The organism is Ectopseudomonas oleovorans (genome assembly GCF_003052605.1).
Taxonomy (GTDB): domain Bacteria; phylum Pseudomonadota; class Gammaproteobacteria; order Pseudomonadales; family Pseudomonadaceae; genus Aquipseudomonas; species Aquipseudomonas oleovorans_A.
Map to the genome: position 1 here is coordinate 69507 of NZ_QASO01000098.1, position 16242 is coordinate 85748.

The 16242-nt window shown below is 65.5% G+C and carries 17 protein-coding genes; 4 read left to right on the forward strand and 13 right to left on the reverse strand.

All coding sequences use genetic code 11. From position 1 onward, the window contains the following. Positions 1-5: 5 nt before the first annotated feature. From DBO86_RS16265 to DBO86_RS16275, 3 genes are all read right to left on the reverse strand, one after another. Positions 6-362 carry a PilZ domain-containing protein gene (locus DBO86_RS16265; protein ID WP_108234222.1) on the reverse strand — a complete coding sequence of 119 codons (357 nt, stop codon included), beginning with the start codon at positions 360-362 and terminating at the stop codon, positions 6-8. A gap of 59 nt (positions 363-421) precedes the next feature. Then, the gene (locus tag DBO86_RS16270; RefSeq protein ID WP_108234223.1) at positions 422-844 is read right to left on the reverse strand and encodes a DUF4124 domain-containing protein; all 423 of its coding nucleotides are present in this window, start codon (positions 842-844) and stop codon (positions 422-424) included. 73 nt (positions 845-917) lie between these two features. Beyond that, entirely contained in the window at positions 918-1292 is a 375-nt protein-coding gene (locus DBO86_RS16275) for a tetratricopeptide repeat protein (protein ID WP_108234224.1), read from the reverse strand. 246 nt (positions 1293-1538) lie between these two features. Here DBO86_RS16275 and DBO86_RS16280 point away from each other — a divergent pair, with 246 nt between their 5' ends. Together DBO86_RS16280 and pyk are read left to right on the forward strand one after the other, a co-directional pair. Next, the gene (locus tag DBO86_RS16280; RefSeq protein WP_108234225.1) at positions 1539-2447 is read left to right on the forward strand and encodes a universal stress protein; all 909 of its coding nucleotides are present in this window, start codon (positions 1539-1541) and stop codon (positions 2445-2447) included. A 71-nt stretch (positions 2448-2518) separates the two neighbouring features. Then, positions 2519-3970 carry a pyruvate kinase gene (gene pyk / locus DBO86_RS16285; RefSeq protein WP_108234226.1) on the forward strand — a complete coding sequence of 484 codons (1452 nt, stop codon included), beginning with the start codon at positions 2519-2521 and terminating at the stop codon, positions 3968-3970. A gap of 137 nt (positions 3971-4107) precedes the next feature. Here pyk and DBO86_RS16290 read toward each other — a convergent pair whose 3' ends face one another. From DBO86_RS16290 to DBO86_RS16300, 3 genes are read right to left on the reverse strand one after another with little or no spacing between them, the layout of a single operon-like run. Further along, positions 4108-4881, reverse strand: a complete 774-nt coding sequence (locus tag DBO86_RS16290; protein ID WP_108234227.1) for an enoyl-CoA hydratase — start codon at positions 4879-4881, stop codon at positions 4108-4110. A 60-nt stretch (positions 4882-4941) separates the two neighbouring features. After that, positions 4942-5880, reverse strand: coding sequence for an iron-sulfur-binding ferredoxin reductase (locus tag DBO86_RS16295; protein WP_017674992.1), 939 nt, complete (start codon positions 5878-5880; stop codon positions 4942-4944). Beyond that, positions 5873-7000 carry a GGDEF domain-containing protein gene (locus DBO86_RS16300; protein WP_108234228.1) on the reverse strand — a complete coding sequence of 376 codons (1128 nt, stop codon included), beginning with the start codon at positions 6998-7000 and terminating at the stop codon, positions 5873-5875. Before DBO86_RS16300 ends, DBO86_RS16295 begins: the two co-directional genes overlap by 8 nt. 475 nt (positions 7001-7475) lie before the next feature. On the opposite strand from DBO86_RS16300, the gene DBO86_RS16305 reads away from it, so the two are divergent. Both DBO86_RS16305 and DBO86_RS16310 read left to right on the forward strand, forming a co-directional pair. Continuing rightward, the gene (locus DBO86_RS16305; protein ID WP_108234229.1) at positions 7476-8999 is read left to right on the forward strand and encodes a fumarate hydratase; all 1524 of its coding nucleotides are present in this window, start codon (positions 7476-7478) and stop codon (positions 8997-8999) included. A 122-nt stretch (positions 9000-9121) separates the two neighbouring features. After that, positions 9122-10087: a GlxA family transcriptional regulator gene (locus DBO86_RS16310; protein WP_108234230.1), complete on the forward strand. Its 966-nt coding sequence runs from the start codon at positions 9122-9124 to the stop codon at positions 10085-10087. 2 nt (positions 10088-10089) lie between these two features. Here DBO86_RS16310 and DBO86_RS16315 read toward each other — a convergent pair whose 3' ends face one another. From DBO86_RS16315 to DBO86_RS26075, 7 genes are all read right to left on the reverse strand, one after another. After that, a complete protein-coding gene (locus DBO86_RS16315) occupies positions 10090-11046 on the reverse strand; it encodes a dienelactone hydrolase family protein (protein ID WP_108234231.1) in 957 nt (318 codons plus the stop codon). A gap of 33 nt (positions 11047-11079) precedes the next feature. Beyond that, complete coding sequence (locus DBO86_RS16320; RefSeq protein ID WP_108234232.1) at positions 11080-11313, reverse strand: hypothetical protein; 234 nt, start codon at positions 11311-11313, stop codon at positions 11080-11082. Next, the gene (locus tag DBO86_RS16325; RefSeq protein WP_108234233.1) at positions 11310-12554 is read right to left on the reverse strand and encodes a trans-sulfuration enzyme family protein; all 1245 of its coding nucleotides are present in this window, start codon (positions 12552-12554) and stop codon (positions 11310-11312) included. The genes DBO86_RS16320 and DBO86_RS16325 overlap by 4 nt, the downstream gene beginning before the upstream one ends. 76 nt (positions 12555-12630) lie before the next feature. After that, positions 12631-13854: an MFS transporter gene (locus tag DBO86_RS16330; protein ID WP_108234234.1), complete on the reverse strand. Its 1224-nt coding sequence runs from the start codon at positions 13852-13854 to the stop codon at positions 12631-12633. 50 nt (positions 13855-13904) lie between these two features. Then, entirely contained in the window at positions 13905-14630 is a 726-nt protein-coding gene (locus DBO86_RS16335) for an iron-containing redox enzyme family protein (RefSeq protein WP_108234235.1), read from the reverse strand. Positions 14631-14672: 42 nt separating this feature from the next. After that, entirely contained in the window at positions 14673-15266 is a 594-nt protein-coding gene (locus DBO86_RS16340; protein WP_244185567.1) for a GNAT family N-acetyltransferase, read from the reverse strand. 341 nt (positions 15267-15607) lie between these two features. Further along, positions 15608-15802, reverse strand: coding sequence for a hypothetical protein (locus tag DBO86_RS26075; protein ID WP_108234236.1), 195 nt, complete (start codon positions 15800-15802; stop codon positions 15608-15610). Between the last annotated feature and the right edge of the window lie 440 nt (positions 15803-16242).

A 16242-nucleotide genomic window follows, 5' to 3' on the forward strand; every position in this document is an offset into this window, starting at 1 on the left:
GAAGGTCAGGCCGAAGCCGGCAGGCCGTGAAAACTAAAGTAGTAACGCAGGGCGTCGATCATCTCGACGTAATCGGCAGGCGGCGCCACCAGCGCGAAGCCGGAATCGTAGACACCGGGCGTGAGGTCTTCACGGCACCACTGGCAGTTGGCAGAAAAATCGATGAAGTGCATGCCTGGCTGGCCCGGAATTTTCAGACGCATGTCGAAACGCGCCCCCACCAGCATCGGCAACTGACTGATGAGCATCAGACCGTCGAGCGAGACATTGCCGATGGAACCCATCGGTTTGTCGGTGATGCGATTGAACACCTTGAGGTAGTAGGGCAACTGGTGGCGTTCGATTCGGCGCTGGCTACGCATGATGGCATATCGCTACAAAAGGATTCGAGTATGGCCCCACTCCGGCCACTAAACCACCCTCAAGCACAGCGTTGGGCTATCCGCTCACGCAGTTGGCGACGAGCGGCGTCGGTTTCCTCATCACTGTAGTAGATACGCTCGCCGTTGGCGCCCGTACGGTAATAACTGTACCCCTCGGGTATCTGTGCCAGGCGCCGACGCAGATCACGGCATTCGCTGGCGCGCTCTTCACGTTGAGCAGACGCGGCGGCTGCCGCCTGCTGCGCCTCCTCACGACGGGCTTCATGGAAACGCTGGCTGCGCGCCTCACGCTCGAGCGTATGCGCATCGCGCTCGACCACCTGAGGCCTGACCTGTACGGTCTCAGCACCGGCCACGGGGCGCTGGCCGAAATGCACACGGCCTTGTTCATCCGTCCAGCGATAGATTTCCGCTGCGGCCAGAGTCGGCAGCAGCGCCACGATCAGCAACCAGTAGCGCATGTTCATCCTCCGTGAGAGACACACGCCAGCTTATACCCCGCCGCACTGGCGAGAAATATCCGCGACAAAAGGTTCAGAGCGCGGCCGGGCTGGCTTTGGCCGCAGGCGCCGGGCGGTGATGCCCCAACTGCTCCAGCGTCTGCAGACGCGCGCGGGCGCGGTAGGCGTACTCGCTGGCCGGATAGCGTGTGATGATGAACTGGTAGGTCTGCGCGGCATCGACGAACAGGCTCTCACGCTCCAGGCATTGACCGCGTAGCAGGGAAATCTCCGGCTGCAAGTAATTGCGTGAGCGGCTCTTGCGCTCGGCCTGCGACAGCTCCAGCGCGACACGGGCGCAATCGCCTTCGTTGTAGGCGCGATAGGCGTTGTTCAGATGATGGTCGAGCGAGACACGGGTGCAACCCGCTGCAACCAGGGCCACGGCCAGAATGATCAGGGTACGCATGGGCAATTCCTCCAATGAGCAATGTATCGACAGCCCAGGCAGAAACTGAACAGCGGCAAGCCAACGACGGATTTTCTGGCTGCGCCTTGGCATGACGCCACTGCCTCTCAGTTTATCAACGCCAGCGCCACGACCTCCCGTCCTCTCGAACCGGCGCTAAATCCCCGTCTGCGCTGACCTATATCAATGCTGCTCAGCGCAACAGGGTCTGTAATACAAATACATACTCCAGGCGAGGACGCTGACATGAAACTGCAACGACTGTTGGTCGTCATTGACGCCGAACACCAGCAACAACCCGCTCTGCAACGCGCCGTCGACATCATGCGTCAGGTCGGTGCCGAGTTGCACCTGCTGAAGATCGAATACCACCCGAGCCTGGAGAGCGGCCTGCTGGACAGCCATCTGCTCAACCGCGCCCGTGAAGCCATTCTGCGGCAGAGCCATGAAGAGCTACGCGCCAGCGTCGCTCACCTGAGCGATGAAGGATTCAAGATCGAAGTGGACGTGCGCTGGGGCAAACGTCGCCATGAAGAAATCCTCGCCCGCGTCGCGGTGCTGCAACCGGACATCCTGTTCAAATCGACCCATCCCAGCAATGCGCTGCGCCGCCTGTTGTTCAGCGATACCAGCTGGCAACTGATCCGCCGCTGCCCGGTGCCACTGTGGCTGGTGCATGATGCCAAGCCCCGAGGCCAAAGCCTGTGCGTCGCACTCGACCCGCTGCACAGCGCGGACAAGCCCGCCGCCCTCGATCATCAGTTGATTGATGCCAGCCAGACCCTGCAGGCCGAGCTCGGCTTACAGGCCCAATACCTGCACGCGCAGGCGCCGCTGCCGCGTTCTCTGCTGTTCGACGCCGAGGTAGCGCAGGAATATGAAGACTACGTGACCCAGTGCAGCCGCGAGCACCGCGAAGCCTTCGACAAGCTGATCGCCCAGCACGCCATCGATAGAGCACAGGCCCACCTGGTGGACGGTTTTGCCGAGGAAGTCATCCCGCGTTTCGTGCGTGAGCACAATATCGGCCTGCTGGTGATGGGCGCCATCGCCCGTGGCCATCTGGACAGCCTGCTGATCGGTCATACTGCAGAGCGGGTGCTGGAACGTATCGAGTGCGACCTGCTGGTGATCAAACCCGATGGCAAAGGGTAGTGCACGGGAACAATGACTACAGCGAAAGGCCGTAGTAGCCTGCTCTGCATCGTTGAATAGGGAGTTCGTGCATGACCTTTCGCCGCACCAAAATCGTCGCCACCCTGGGCCCGGCCAGCAGCTCGCCGGAAGTGCTGGAGCAACTGATCCTCGCCGGCCTGGATGTGGCCCGTCTGAACTTCTCCCACGGCACGCCCGACGATCACAAGGCGCGCGCCGCCCTGGTGCGCGAGCTGGCCGCCAAGCATGGCCGCCATGTGGCCCTGCTCGGCGACCTGCAAGGCCCGAAAATCCGCATCGCCAAGTTCGAGAACAAGCGCATCGAGCTCAAGGACGGTGACCTGTTCCGCCTGTCCTCCAGCCACTCGCGCACCGCAGGCACCCAGGAGGTGGTCGGCATCGACTACCCGGCACTGATCCAGGACTGCGATGTCGGTGACGAACTGCTGCTCGACGATGGCCGCGTGGTCATGCGCGTCGAACTCAAGGGCGCCGACGAGCTGCACTGCCGTGTGATCATTGGCGGCCCGCTGTCGGACAACAAAGGCATCAACCGCCGTGGTGGCGGCCTGACTGCGCCAGCACTGACCGAGAAGGACAAGGCCGACATCAAGGTCGCCGCCGAGATGGATCTGGATTACTTGGCCGTGTCCTTCCCGCGCGATGCCGCCGATATGGACTACGCCCGTCGCCTGCTCACCGAAGCCGGCGGTACTGCCTGGCTGGTGGCCAAGATCGAACGCGCCGAAGCCGTGGCTGATGACGAAGCGCTGGACGGTCTGATCCGCGCCAGTGACGCAGTGATGGTCGCCCGTGGCGACCTGGCCGTGGAAATCGGCGACGCCGAACTGGTCGGTATCCAGAAGAAGATCATCGCCCACGCCCGTCGCCTGAACAAAGCGGTGATCACCGCCACGCAGATGATGGAATCGATGATTCACAGCCCGATGCCGACCCGCGCCGAAGTCTCCGACGTGGCCAACGCCGCGCTGGACTACACCGATGCGGTGATGCTGTCAGCCGAAAGCGCCGCTGGCGAATACCCGGTCGAAGCCGTACAGGCCATGGCCCGCGTGTGCCTGGGCGCGGAGAAACACCCGACCAGCAAACAGTCCAGCCACCGCATCGGTCGCCTGTTCCAGCGTTGCGACGAGAGCGTGGCCCTGGCGACCATGTACACCGCCAACCACTTCCCCGGCGTCAAGGCCATCATCAGCCTCACCGAGAGTGGCTACAGCCCGCTGATCATGTCGCGCATCCGCTCGTCGATCCCGATCTTCGCCTTCACCCCGCACCGCGAAGCCCAGGCCCGCGTGGCACTGTTCCGTGGCGTCTACACCGTACCGTTCGACCCGGCCTCGCTGCCGGCGAACAAGGTCAGCCAGGCGGCGGTGGACGAGCTGCTCAAGCGCGGCGTGGTCGAGCCGGGCGATTGGGTCATCCTGACCAAGGGCGACAGCTACCATGGCACCGGCGGCACCAACACCATGAAGATCCTGCACGTCGGCGATCAGATGGTGTGATTCACCCTTGAATGCAAAAGGCCGCTCATCGAGCGGCCTTTTGTTTTTGGGGAGCGGGCTAACGCACCGAGGTACGACAATGAATATCCCCGGCTGAACACACAGCGCACCCTACCGACTGGGAGCAGAGCCGGAGATCAGGAAAACCGAGAGAAATCCGGCTTTCTGCGCTGCATGAAGGCCGTCAGCGCCTCGACGGCCTCTGGCGAACGTAGGCGCTGGCCGAACAGGGCGCCCTCCTCCTCGATCACCTTGCGCAGTTGCTCGCGATCCGGGGCGCGCATCAGGCGTTTGCTGTCGGCGACCGCCGATGGCGCCAGCTCGAGAAAACGCAGTGCCATCTCGCGCGCCTTGTTCAACGTCGCCGCGCCATCCTCCAGCGCCTGGTTGGCGATACCCCAGGTCGCGGCCTGCTCACCCGTGAAGGACTGGCCGAGCAACAGCAGCTCAGCGGCGCGTGCGTGGCCCAACAGACGCGGCAGAATCAGGCTGGAGCCATATTCGGGGCACAGACCAAGATTGACGAAGGGCATTTTCAACTGCGCATCACGGCTGACGTAGACCAGGTCGCAGTGCAGCAACAAGGTGGTACCTATCCCCACCGCCGGGCCAGCCACTGCGGCGACCACCGGTTTGCTGAACTCGAACAGCGCGCGCATGAACAGGAACACTTCGCTGTTCAGGCCGGCGGGCGGTGCCTGGATGAAGTCGGCGACGTCATTGCCGCTGGTAAAGCACGCCTCGCCACCAGTGAGTAGCACCACGCGCACGCTGGGGTCGCGCTCGGCTTCGTCCAGTACTTCGGCCATACCGGCGTACATGGCGCGGGTCAGTGCATTTTTCTTGTCCGGGCGGTGCATGCGCAGGGTCAACAGACCGCCGTCGCGCTCGATATGCAGGTGTTCGCTCATGCAAGGCTCCAATGGGTACGTCGTACGCACCGGTATCGGGCCTGGCCGGCCCGGCATAGCCTATGCGCGAGTGAGAAAGACGTCGGCGAGCATCTGACTGCGTGGCAAACCGGCCATGTAGAGGCGCCGCGCGAAGCTGTCGACCGTCAAGGGATGGCCGCAGAGTAAGGCGAGGGTTTGCCGCGAAACAAGGCGCAGTTCGGCCAAAGCAGCCGGCAACTGCGCCGCTGTCACCAGTTCCACCTGCAGATTGGCGTGCTGCTCCGCCAGTGCCTGAAGTTCATGCGCCAGATAATGCTCGGCCGACTCATGCGCCACGTGCAGCAGGCGAATGGCGCCTTGGTGCTCCTGACGCAACGCTTCACGCAAGACCCCGTAGAGCGGTGCCAGCCCCGTACCGGCGGCCAGCAACCAGAGCGGTCGCGCCTGCCAATCGGCGTCGTAATGCAGGGCGCCACCGCGCAGCTCGCCGAGGCGCAGCGTGTCGCCAACCTGCAGGCGCCGCGCGGCATCGCAGAACGCGCCGGGCATACGACAATCGATATGAAACTCCAGGCAGTCGTCCTCGCTCGGCACGCTGGCCAGGGAATAGGGACGTGCCACACCTTGGTCGTTCCACAGCAGCAGGTGTTGGCCGGGGCGATAGCGCAACGGCCTGGCCGGCAGCAAGCGCAGGCGTAGAACCTGCGGGCTGGGCCAGTCCAGCGCGGCCACCTTGGCTGCCAGGCCATCACGCTGAGGGTCGAAAGGTTCGACCTGCAGGTCCCCAATCACCTGGCACTGACAGGCCAGGCGCCAGCCCTCGGCACGCTTGTCGGCCGCCAGTGCCTCAGGCTGACCATCCAGCGGCTCGCCGGCGACGCAGCGCACCAGACAGGCGTGACAACTGCCGGCGCGACAGCTGTAGGGCACCGCCACACCGCCGCTGAGCAACGCATCGAGCAGGTTGGTTTGCTGGGCGACTTGCAGTAGCTGGTCACCGACGCGCAGCTCAGGCACCCGCGCGCTCCCAGCTGGCATCGCAACGATTGCGTCCGCCGCGCTTGGCCTTATAGAGCGCCTGATCGGCACGCTGCAGCGCTTCATCGAGATCGTCACCGGCAACCAACAGTGTCATGCCGGCGGAGAGGCTCAAATTATCGACCTTCACGCCCACCGGCTCGGCCCTGGCGAAGGCTTCGCGCAAGCGCTCGCAGCAGGCGGTGAACTGATCAGCATCGGTATTGGGCAATAGCAGCACGAATTCCTCACCGCCATAGCGGGCAATGATGTCACCGTCACGCAGACAGGCACGGGCCACCGCGGCGAAGGTTTGTAGCACCCGGTCGCCAGCAGCATGGCCATGAGCATCGTTGATTCGTTTGAAATGGTCCAGGTCGATCAGCGCCAGGCCGTGATGCCGCCCGTGGTCCAGATGCCCCAGTTCGCGGGTGGCCAGACGCAGGAAATGACGACGATTGAACAGGCCGGTGAGCTCATCGGTGGCGACCAGGTCCTCGAGCTGGCGCATCATCCCACGCAGGGTGTCCTGGTGCGCTTGTAGGGCGAAGCGGCGCTGGCGCATGCGTTTGCGCATGGCCTGCACGTAGCTGGAGAACAGACATAGCCAGACCAGCAGGATGAACAGCACCCACACCTGTAGCCAGGCCATGCTCGGGTCCACCAACTGCATGCGGTAGGCCTCGATCAGCACCATGGCAGTGAAGCCGAAGAAGGCGAAGGCGGCGCAGCGCACGAACACCCTCGGCGGCAGCTGGAACACGCCGAACAGCAGGATCAGTACATAGAACACCATCATCACGCCGCGCGCGCTGTCGAACAGCGCCAGCAACGGCGGCTGCCACGCCAGTGCCACCAGCACCTGAGCTTCGGTCAGGCTGGGATCGTCACAACGCAGGTTGCGGCCGGACAGAAACAGCCAGAGAAATACCAATTGGCTGCCGAAAACACCCAGGGTCAGCCAGGCAGCGGTGCTGATAGAACCGAGGAAAAGGCCATTGAACACAGCAAACCAGCAGACGAGCGCCATCATCGCGTAAGTAGCGAAGGCCATGGCGAAGCGTTTGAGCAGGAGGCTCTGCAGGCTGCGTTGGGTTCCCCGGCGAGTCGTTGAACTCATGGGCTCCGTCCCATACTGGCATCTTGCCGTACTCTACCCCTGTGATCACAAAAAACCTAGGCCGCAGTAGGGGGGCGCCTAAAATCGCGGCGAGCCAGTCAGCGCGGGAAAGAACAGGCGAAAACGCTCGCAATCGCGCCCGACGTTACTAGCGGCAAATGAGCATTCGACCTGGCTGACGTTCCGCCTGTTGTAACGTAGCGATGGCAATGCACGACGGCATGGATACAGGAGGTAGAGCGACGCAGCAAGCCAAAGCCGAGGTCGCTTTGCCGGCGCCCGATAACCGCCCACTGCACTTGCCATCGACCTTCGGCTGCTGTGCCCGACGCAAGCGGGTGCGGTATACTGCCGCGCCTTTTTGAGCGGCTCTGAAAATATCGTCAAGGTGGTTTCCAGAGCTGCCCTTCCGCCGTTGCGCCGGGTCGTTGTCCGGCGCTTCCTTGTTGATGTTCCCTGATAGAGGAGCGCCCCAATGACCGTGATCAAGCAGGACGACCTGATTCAGAGCGTCGCCGACGCACTGCAGTTCATCTCCTATTACCACCCCGTCGACTTCATCCAGGCGATGCACGAGGCCTACCTGAAGGAAGAGTCGCCGGCCGCCAAGGACTCCATGGCGCAGATCCTGATCAACTCGCGCATGTGTGCCACCGGCCACCGCCCGATCTGCCAGGACACCGGCATCGTCACCGTGTTCATCAAGGTCGGCATGAACGTGCGCTGGGACGGTGCCACCATGAGCGTCGACGACATGATCAACGAAGGCGTGCGTCGCGCCTACAACCTGCCGGAAAACGTCCTGCGCGCCTCGATCCTGGCCGACCCGGCAGGTGCCCGCAAGAACACCAAGGACAACACCCCGGCGGTGATCCACTACTCCATCGTCCCCGGCGACAAGGTGGAAGTGGACGTCGCGGCCAAGGGCGGCGGCTCCGAGAACAAGTCGAAGATGGCCATGCTCAACCCGTCCGACTCCATCGTCGACTGGGTGCTGAAGACCGTGCCGACCATGGGCGCCGGCTGGTGCCCGCCGGGCATGCTCGGCATCGGCATCGGCGGTACTGCCGAGAAGGCTGCGGTGATGGCCAAGGAAGTGCTGATGGAGCACATCGACATCCATGAGCTGCAGGCGCGCGGCCCGCAGAACCGCATCGAAGAGCTGCGCCTGGAGCTGTTCGAGAAGGTCAACCAGTTGGGCATCGGCGCCCAGGGCCTGGGCGGCCTGACCACCGTGCTCGACGTGAAGATCATGGACTACCCGACCCACGCCGCCTCCCTGCCGGTGTGCATGATCCCCAACTGCGCAGCCACCCGTCATGCGCACTTCATCCTCGACGGCTCCGGCCCCGCCGCGCTGGAGGCCCCGCCGCTCGACGCCTACCCGGAAATCGTCTGGGAAGCCGGCCCCTCGGCGCGCCGCGTCGATCTGGATACCGTCACCCCGGAAGAGGTGCAGAGCTGGAAGCCGGGCGAGACCCTGCTGCTCAACGGCAAGATGCTCACCGGCCGCGACGCCGCCCACAAGCGCATGGTGGACATGCTCAACAAGGGCGAGGAACTGCCAGTGGACCTGAAGGGCCGCTTCATCTACTACGTCGGCCCGGTCGACCCGGTGGGTGACGAAGTGGTCGGCCCGGCCGGCCCCACCACCGCCACCCGCATGGACAAGTTCACTCGCCAGATCCTGGAGGCCACCGGCCTTCTGGGCATGATCGGCAAGTCCGAGCGCGGCCCCATCGCCATCGAGGCGATCAAGGACAACAAGGCGGTGTACCTGATGGCCGTGGGCGGCGCCGCCTACCTGGTCGCCCAGGCGATCAAGGCGTCCAAGACCGTCGCCTTCCCGGAACTGGGCATGGAAGCCATCTACGAGTTCGAGGTGAAGGACATGCCGGTGACCGTCGCGGTCGACACCAACGGAGAGTCCGTACACATCACGGGACCTGCGATCTGGCAGAAGAAGATCGCCGACAGCCTGGCGGTGGAAGTGCAGTAAGCGCACGACGTGAAGAAAAGGCCCGGTCCAAGGACCGGGCCTTTTCATTGGCCCGACGCGGCTATTGCCGGCGGGCGTCGAAGCGGAGTATCTAGATACGCCCCGCCCACAGGGATGCTCCGATGCGGACCGCCTGGTTTCTCCTACTCCCCCAAACCCACATCCTGGACCTCGCGGGCCCGCTGCAGGCGCTGGGCAGCTGCGCCGAGCTGGACCTGGCGCCGGTCGAGGTACGCTGCACGGCCCCCCAGCCCGAGATACACAGTTTCCAGGGCGTGACCCTCACCGGGCTCGAGCCGCTGCCCGAGCGGTTGGACGAGGACGACGTGCTCTTCGTGGTCGGCAACAAGATGATGCTGTCCGATCAGGAGCGCAAGGCGCTGGACAGCGCCGCGACCTGGCTGGAGCGAACCATGGCCAAGAGCGGCGGCCTCGATCTCTGCTCGATCTGCACCGGCGCCTTCCTGCTCGGTCGCGCCGGCCTGCTCGACGGGCGCGACTGCACCACCCACCATCGCTACGTGCCGTTGCTCCAGGAGCTGTATCCGCAGGCCCGGGTGCTGAGCAACCGCCTGTTCGTCGAGGACGGCCCGCTGTGCACCTCGGCCGGGGTCTCCGCCGGGGCCGACCTGGCCCTGCATGTCATCGGCCGTCGCCTCGGCCGTGAGGTGGCCAGCCAGGTCGCCCAGGAACTGGTGATCTATCGCCGGCGCGCCGGCGAGGACCCCCAACTGGGCATACAGGAGCTGACCCGCAACCATATCCATCCCCTGGTGCATGCCGTCCAGGACTACCTGGAGGAGAATGCCAGCGCGGCGCTGAACTTCGAGCACCTGGCCATACGCTTCAACGTCAGCTACCGCCACCTGGCGCGGCTGTTCCGGGAGAACACCGGGCTGACGCTGCAGACCTTCCTGCGCAGGCAGCGCATCGAACGGGCCAGGCGCCTGCTGCGCGAGAGCCGGATGAATGTCGAACAGGTGGCCGAACGCTGTGGTTTCGGCAGTGCCCACGCCTTCCGCGTGGCCTGGAACAAGGAGGTGGCGGAAACGCCGCTGCAGTTCCGCAAGGCGGCGCTGAACCGCTAGCCTCAGCCGCCCTGCGCCACGCCGGCCGTAGCGCTGCGCTCGCTCGAAACGGCCTCGAGCCGGCCGAAGACCTCCCGAAAGAGGGCCACCACCGCCGCCTGCGAAGCCGCCCGCGCCTCCGGGTCCGGCGCCGACAGCCCGAGGCCGCCCTTGCCGCGGTGCAGGAACGGGTCCTCGTACTGCTGGGCCGGCTCCAGCCCGTTGAAGCCGTGCTGGGCCCCTGCGAAGACCTTCACCGTCACCCGCTCCCGCGCCGCTGGCGAAAGCGCCGCGAGCAGCGACGGGCAGGCCTGCGGATCATCGTCGTACTGATCCTCACTGCCAGTCAGCACCAGCAGGCGCACCGGCGCCAGTTCCCTGAAGTCATAGCCGGGCACCCGGTTGTAACCCCAGCACACCGGGTAGAAGGCCGCCAGCGCTCCGAGCCGGACCCCGCTGGCCCGCTGCAGATCGGCATGGATCGGGGCGGTCGCGGCGAGCATCGCCTGCACACCGCCCCAGGAGAAGCCGATCGCGCCTATGCGCCCGGCATCGATGTCCGGATGCTGCGCGAGAAAGGCCAGCGCGCCGGCCAGGTCGGGCAGCGTGTCGTGGACGCGCGTCGGTCGTTGCGCCGCTCCGCCGGCCAGGCCGCGGGCGCCCCACATGTCCAGCTCCAGGGTAGCGATGCCCTGTGCGTTGAGGTCGGCGCCGTGCAGGACGCCACGGGAATCCATGCCGGCCGAGCCATGCAGGATGACCACCGCCGGCACCTTGCCGGCCGCTCGCGCCGGCACGGAGAGCACCGCGGACACCCGCAGCGCCGGCAGATCGCCGAACGAGGGCAGCGGCCGCGTCTCGAAGGCCACCAGGCGCTTGGTCACGGGCACCGCCTCCGGCGGCGTGGCCCAGGCCAGCCAGGGGGCCAGCAGCAAGGCCGCCGCCAGTGTCTTGATGGATGTTCGGATCCGTACCGCCATGTTCCCTCCCATGTCCTTTCTTCGTTCCCGCGCTCAGCCGCACATCGACATCGCCAGCGGTAGCTGCAGATGCAGCAGCACCGAGGCCAGCGGCGAACGGCTCACCACATACAGCAGCAGTGCCAGCGCCAGCGCGACAGGCAGTCCCAGCCAGGCGCCGCCGCGCCCCGGCCTGTCCGTCGTCCGCAGGCCGAACAGCGCCAGGGCCTGGATGGCCATCGCGCACAGCCCGACGGCGGCACTGATCACCAGCAGCGACGCGCTCATGAGCGGCACTCCGCGACGGCGCGCACCGGCTCGCACCACGCCGCCCCGCGCTCGATGACGTCAAAGGCGCGGCCCAGATCCACCTTGAGGTCGTCCAAGGCCTCCAGGCCGACGGACAGCCGCAGCAAGCCGTCGGCGATCCCCGCCGTGTGCCGTTCCGCCTCGCTCAGCCGGCAATGGGTGGTGGTCGCAGGATGCGTGGCCATGCTGCGCGTGTCGCCGATGTTGGTGCAGCGCGCCACCAGTTGCAGCGCATCGATCCACTGCCAGGCCGCGCTCTGGCCGCCCCGCACGCAGAAGCTCAGCAGGCCGCCATGGCCATGCTGCTGGCGGCAGGCGAGATCGCGCTGCGGATGACTCTCCAGGCCGGTGTAGTGCACTTGGAGCACCGATTCGCGGCGACCGATCCAGTCGGCCAGCGCCAGGGCGCTGTCCTGCACGCGCTGCATCCTCACGTCCAGCGTTTCCAGGCTCTTGAGCAGCAGCCAGGCGTTGAACGGGCTGCAGGAAGTGCCCAGGGTGCGCAGCACGCCGCGCAGCTCCTTCATCAGCTCCGGGGAACCGGTCACCACGCCGGCCAGGGCCCGCCCCTGACCATCGATGTACTTGCCCGCCGAATGGATCACCAGGTCGGCGCCCAGGCGGTGGGGGCGCTGGAACACCGGCGTCAGTAGGGTGTTGTCCACCGCCACCAGTGCGCCCCTGGCATGGGCCAGCCGGCAGATGGCGCGGATGTCCCCTACTTTCAGCGTCGGGTTGGACGGCGACTCCAGCACCACCAGCCGTGTCCGCTCGTCGATGGCCTCGGCCCAGCTCGACAGGTCGGTCAGCTCGGCGAACCTGGAGCGGATGCCGAAGCGTCCCATGTAGTGGCGGAAGGCGCTGACCGTGGTGCCGAACACGTCGCGGCTGCAGACGATGCCGTCGCCCTGCTGCAGCAGGGCGTGGCAGAGGCTGGCGATGGCGCCCATGCCGGAGGCGAAGGCGACCGCGTCGTCCGCGCCCTCGAGGTGGGCGATGCGCCTCTCGAAGGCGCGCACCGTGGGATTGGTGAATCGCGTGTACACGTTCCCCTCCTTCTGCCCGCTGAAACGCTCCCACGCGTCCCGGGCGGACGCGAAGGTGTAGGCGGAGGTCATCGCCAACGGCTCGCAGAAGACATCCGTCATGTCGCAGTCGCGGCCGACATGAACGGCCGAGCTGGCGTCGAAGTCGTGCGGGTCCACCGGTTTCGCATGCATGGGTGCCTTCCTCTGGGTCTGTTGACTCACCAATGAGCGGAGCGCTGCCGAGCCCGGCAACCACTCCGTAGCCGGTTCACTCGGTCCGTGCCGCCAGCCTGGGATAGCCCGCCCCTGCGGGGATCAGGAAGAAGGACAGGACAGCGGCGGAAAGGGTCGCGGCGAGCAGCGCCATGACCGTGATCTGGTAGCTCTGGTTGCGGTCGAAATCCAGCGCGCCCAGTTGGGTGACGGCCAGGGCGCCCAGCTGGTGCACCAAAAATAGGATGCCGAACACCTTGCCCTTGATCCGATCCCCGTACAGGGAGAAGCAGAAGGCCGAGGTCAGCACCACGGTTCCCAGGTAGCTGGCGCCGAACAGCGCTGCGAAGAGATAGACCGACAGCGGGCCGGGCTCGAGCAGCAGCACCGCCACCGCGGCGCAGCGCAGCAGGTAGAAGGCGCCCAGCAGCGCGCCCTTGTTGTGGCGCGTGGCCAGCCAGCCGGCGAGCAGGCCGCTGCCCAGCTCCAGCACGCCCAGCAGGCTCAGGCCGCTGGCCTGTATCGAGGCGGGCACCTTCTCGCCCTGCCAGTAGGGCACCAGGTGCACGTCGATGAAGGCCATGGTGGCGCCGCAGCTGGCGAAGCTCAGGGCGAGGATGAAGAAGCGCGGGTCCTTGAGGAGGAACCCCAAAGAGCCGCCCGCATCCCCGTCCCGAGGCGCTTCGGGCATCAGCGGAACCGCCCGCGAGACCCAGTACAGCGCCAGGCTCATGGGCAACGCGAAGAGCAGCCCCACCCAGAGGAACACCCGCTGCCAGGCCACGTCCTGCTCCAGCCAGATCCACAGCGGCGACAGCACGATGAAACCGATGGCGGTCCCGTTGGTGACGATGGCGAAGGCGAAGGCCTTGGAGCGCTCGCCGACCAGGCGGTCCACCAGGATGCCCATGGGCACGTAGGTCATCGCCGCCAGGGCGAAAGCGCCGAACAGCCCGTAGAGCAGCACGAAGAAGCTCAGACTGCCATCGAACAGGGCCACCCCGAGCAGCACCGCGCCGCCGCACAGGCTGCCCAGGGCCACCGTGCGCAACGGCCCGAGGCTGTCGCTCAGCCAGCCCACCAGCGGCGAGGCCAGGCCGATGGTCAGCACGAACAGCGCGCCGGCCAGGGCCAGGCCGGCGCGCCCCTCGCCGAAATGGGTCGCCAGGTCGACGAAATAGACCTGGTAGAGCCCTTTCATGGCGCTGGAAAGGAACATCACCATAAAGCCCACGGCCAGCACCGCAGCCACCAGCGTGGCGTTCAGCTCTCTGCTCATAACCCCCTCCTCTTCGACGGGCGGGCTCGCGACGATGAAATGAAGGGGCTTCAGGCGGGTATCGCGCTCGGCTTGCCGCAATAGACCTGGTACATGTTGTCGTACATCTCGTAGAACAGCCGGCAGGTGGTATCGACCGCCTCAAGCGCCTCCTCCTGCATCCGCTGCGTGGTGCACAGCTCGGAGACGAGATTCAGACCCTCGTTGACATGGCCCACGTCCTCCTTCTGATGCACCGAGAAGAACAGCAGGTCGCGCTCCTGCAGCCCGTAGGCGCGCCCCAGCAGCACATGGCGGGCGTCACCGGCCATCGTCTCGAGGTTCTGCCCCTCGCTGGCGATCATCACCGCCGCAGCGCCGATGTGGTAGCGGGCGGGATCGCTCACCGCTTCCAGGCGGTATCGGATCAACTGGCGGGTGGCGGGCAAGGGCGTCTCGGCCTCGCGCTGCTCGTCGGTGATGCCCAGTGCGCGCAGGAAGTTCTGCATCAGGACCACATGGTTGTCGGTCCTGGACAGGCGCCCGGTCGATTCCTCGTAGCAGTTGATCAGTAGTGCGCGCTTGTGGGAGGGCAGCGGGCAATAGAAGAAGAGATATTCGACGTAGGTCAGAAAGTGCTTGGTCAACTGGTAGCCCTGCAGGGCCACCTTGCGCAGCAGTTCGATGTCCCGGGCCCCGGGCGCCAGCAGCTCCTCGAAGATCGGATGCGACAGGGTCAGGTGCCGATGCAGGCTTTTCTCCAGCACATCGCGGAATTCCCTTTGCGGCAGGATCATGGCTTGTCTCCGTTGGTCTTTCGCTGTTCGTCGGTCGGTACTTCAGAGGGCGTTCAGCCTGGCCGCCAGGTCGTCCACCCGCTGCACCATGTAGTGGCCACGGTGGCTGACGCCATTGACTCGCGCGTAGTCGTTGAGCACCCCGAACGAAGCGAAGCCCAGGGTCGACCAGAGACGATGCGCCCGCGAGCCCTCGCGGACATCCAGGGTCAGCAGCTCGATACCCAGCGTGCGGGCCATCACGACGATCTCCCGGAACGCCCGCGGCACCACCCCGTGCCCCCGGTGGCGCGGATGCACCACACCCTTGCTCAGATTGCCGATATGCCGGCAGTTGGGCATTCCGCTCTGGCTCAGCATCACGAAGCAGACCGGCTCATAGCCATTGCTGCCCAGCAGGGCGTGGGTGCCCCCCTCCTGCAGCCGGGACTGCAGGGACAGGCTGAATTCGACGCCCTGCTCGGGAGTCATCACCCGCTCGTAGCCAAGGGTGCCACCGTCCTCGACGGTGCTGTTGATCAGCTCCACGATCTGCTGCGCCGTATCCGCATCGATCTGGCGCAGCCAGCGCAGGCTGACCGGTAACGCCCTGGCGGGCGGCGTTTCACGCTGCTTGGTCTGGTTCATCGAAGACATTCCCCGCTCCGTACTCGAGGGTGATTAGGCCTGGCGAGCGAAGCGAAAAACAGGCGCAAAGCGGACAGAAAGGGGTCTAATGCTGCCGAGCCGTCCTCGCTCGAAATTCGCCATGCCGTGCCGCGCCATGGACGGCTGAGCAGAGACTGGAATAGTCATGGAGAGAGGCCGTCTGCCGGAATGCGCGGCGAGGTAACGCCCCGCTGCCGCCAGTCGCTGCACGGCACCGCCCTGTGATCTGGCAGAAGCTCACCGCCAGCCTGGCGGGGGACATGCGGTAAGCCATCGGCTTGCAGAGAATGCCCGACTCCTGGAGCGAGCCTTTCCGGGTTCGCTCCGCCTCAGTGGCGCCGCACCAGCAACTGCCCCAGCATGCTCAACAGAACCGCCACGCCGGTGATGGTGGCAAACAACTCGGCGGCGCTCACCGGCAGGTTGTCGGGCAGCTCCACGGCGGTGACGATGCCGAACGCCGAAGCGATACCAACCACCAGACCGGTGACCGCCCCGCCCACCGGCCACCTGGGCCGCCACATAGCCCGGCACCAGCCAGATCAGCCCATAGGCGAGCAGCGCGGCCCCCGACAGATCCCGATGCAGGGTATTGAGCAGGAGGGTCACCAAGGTGAACAACAATGCAAAGCTGAGCATGCCAGCCAGGATCGCGGTCGAGCGCATGCAGGTAGGTCTCCGTTCGCCATCGACATGCCCACCAGGCCCATGCGACGCCCCGTACGCGCCTTCGCCACAATGCAGCGGCTCGCCGGGCCATCCCGCACGATAAGGCAGCGCCCGTCCGAAGGAGTTGCGAGCCGCCTGGCAGGTGCCGAACAGTTCGGCTACGAACCCAAACCCTCGCCCCATCCACCGCATCCGAATCGATTTCGACGGCTGCGCTTGATCGCCTTCCAACCCTAGCAGCCTGTCGGACTTGAATTCATAAATGGACAGAGCGCGACAAAGACAAAGCGAATTG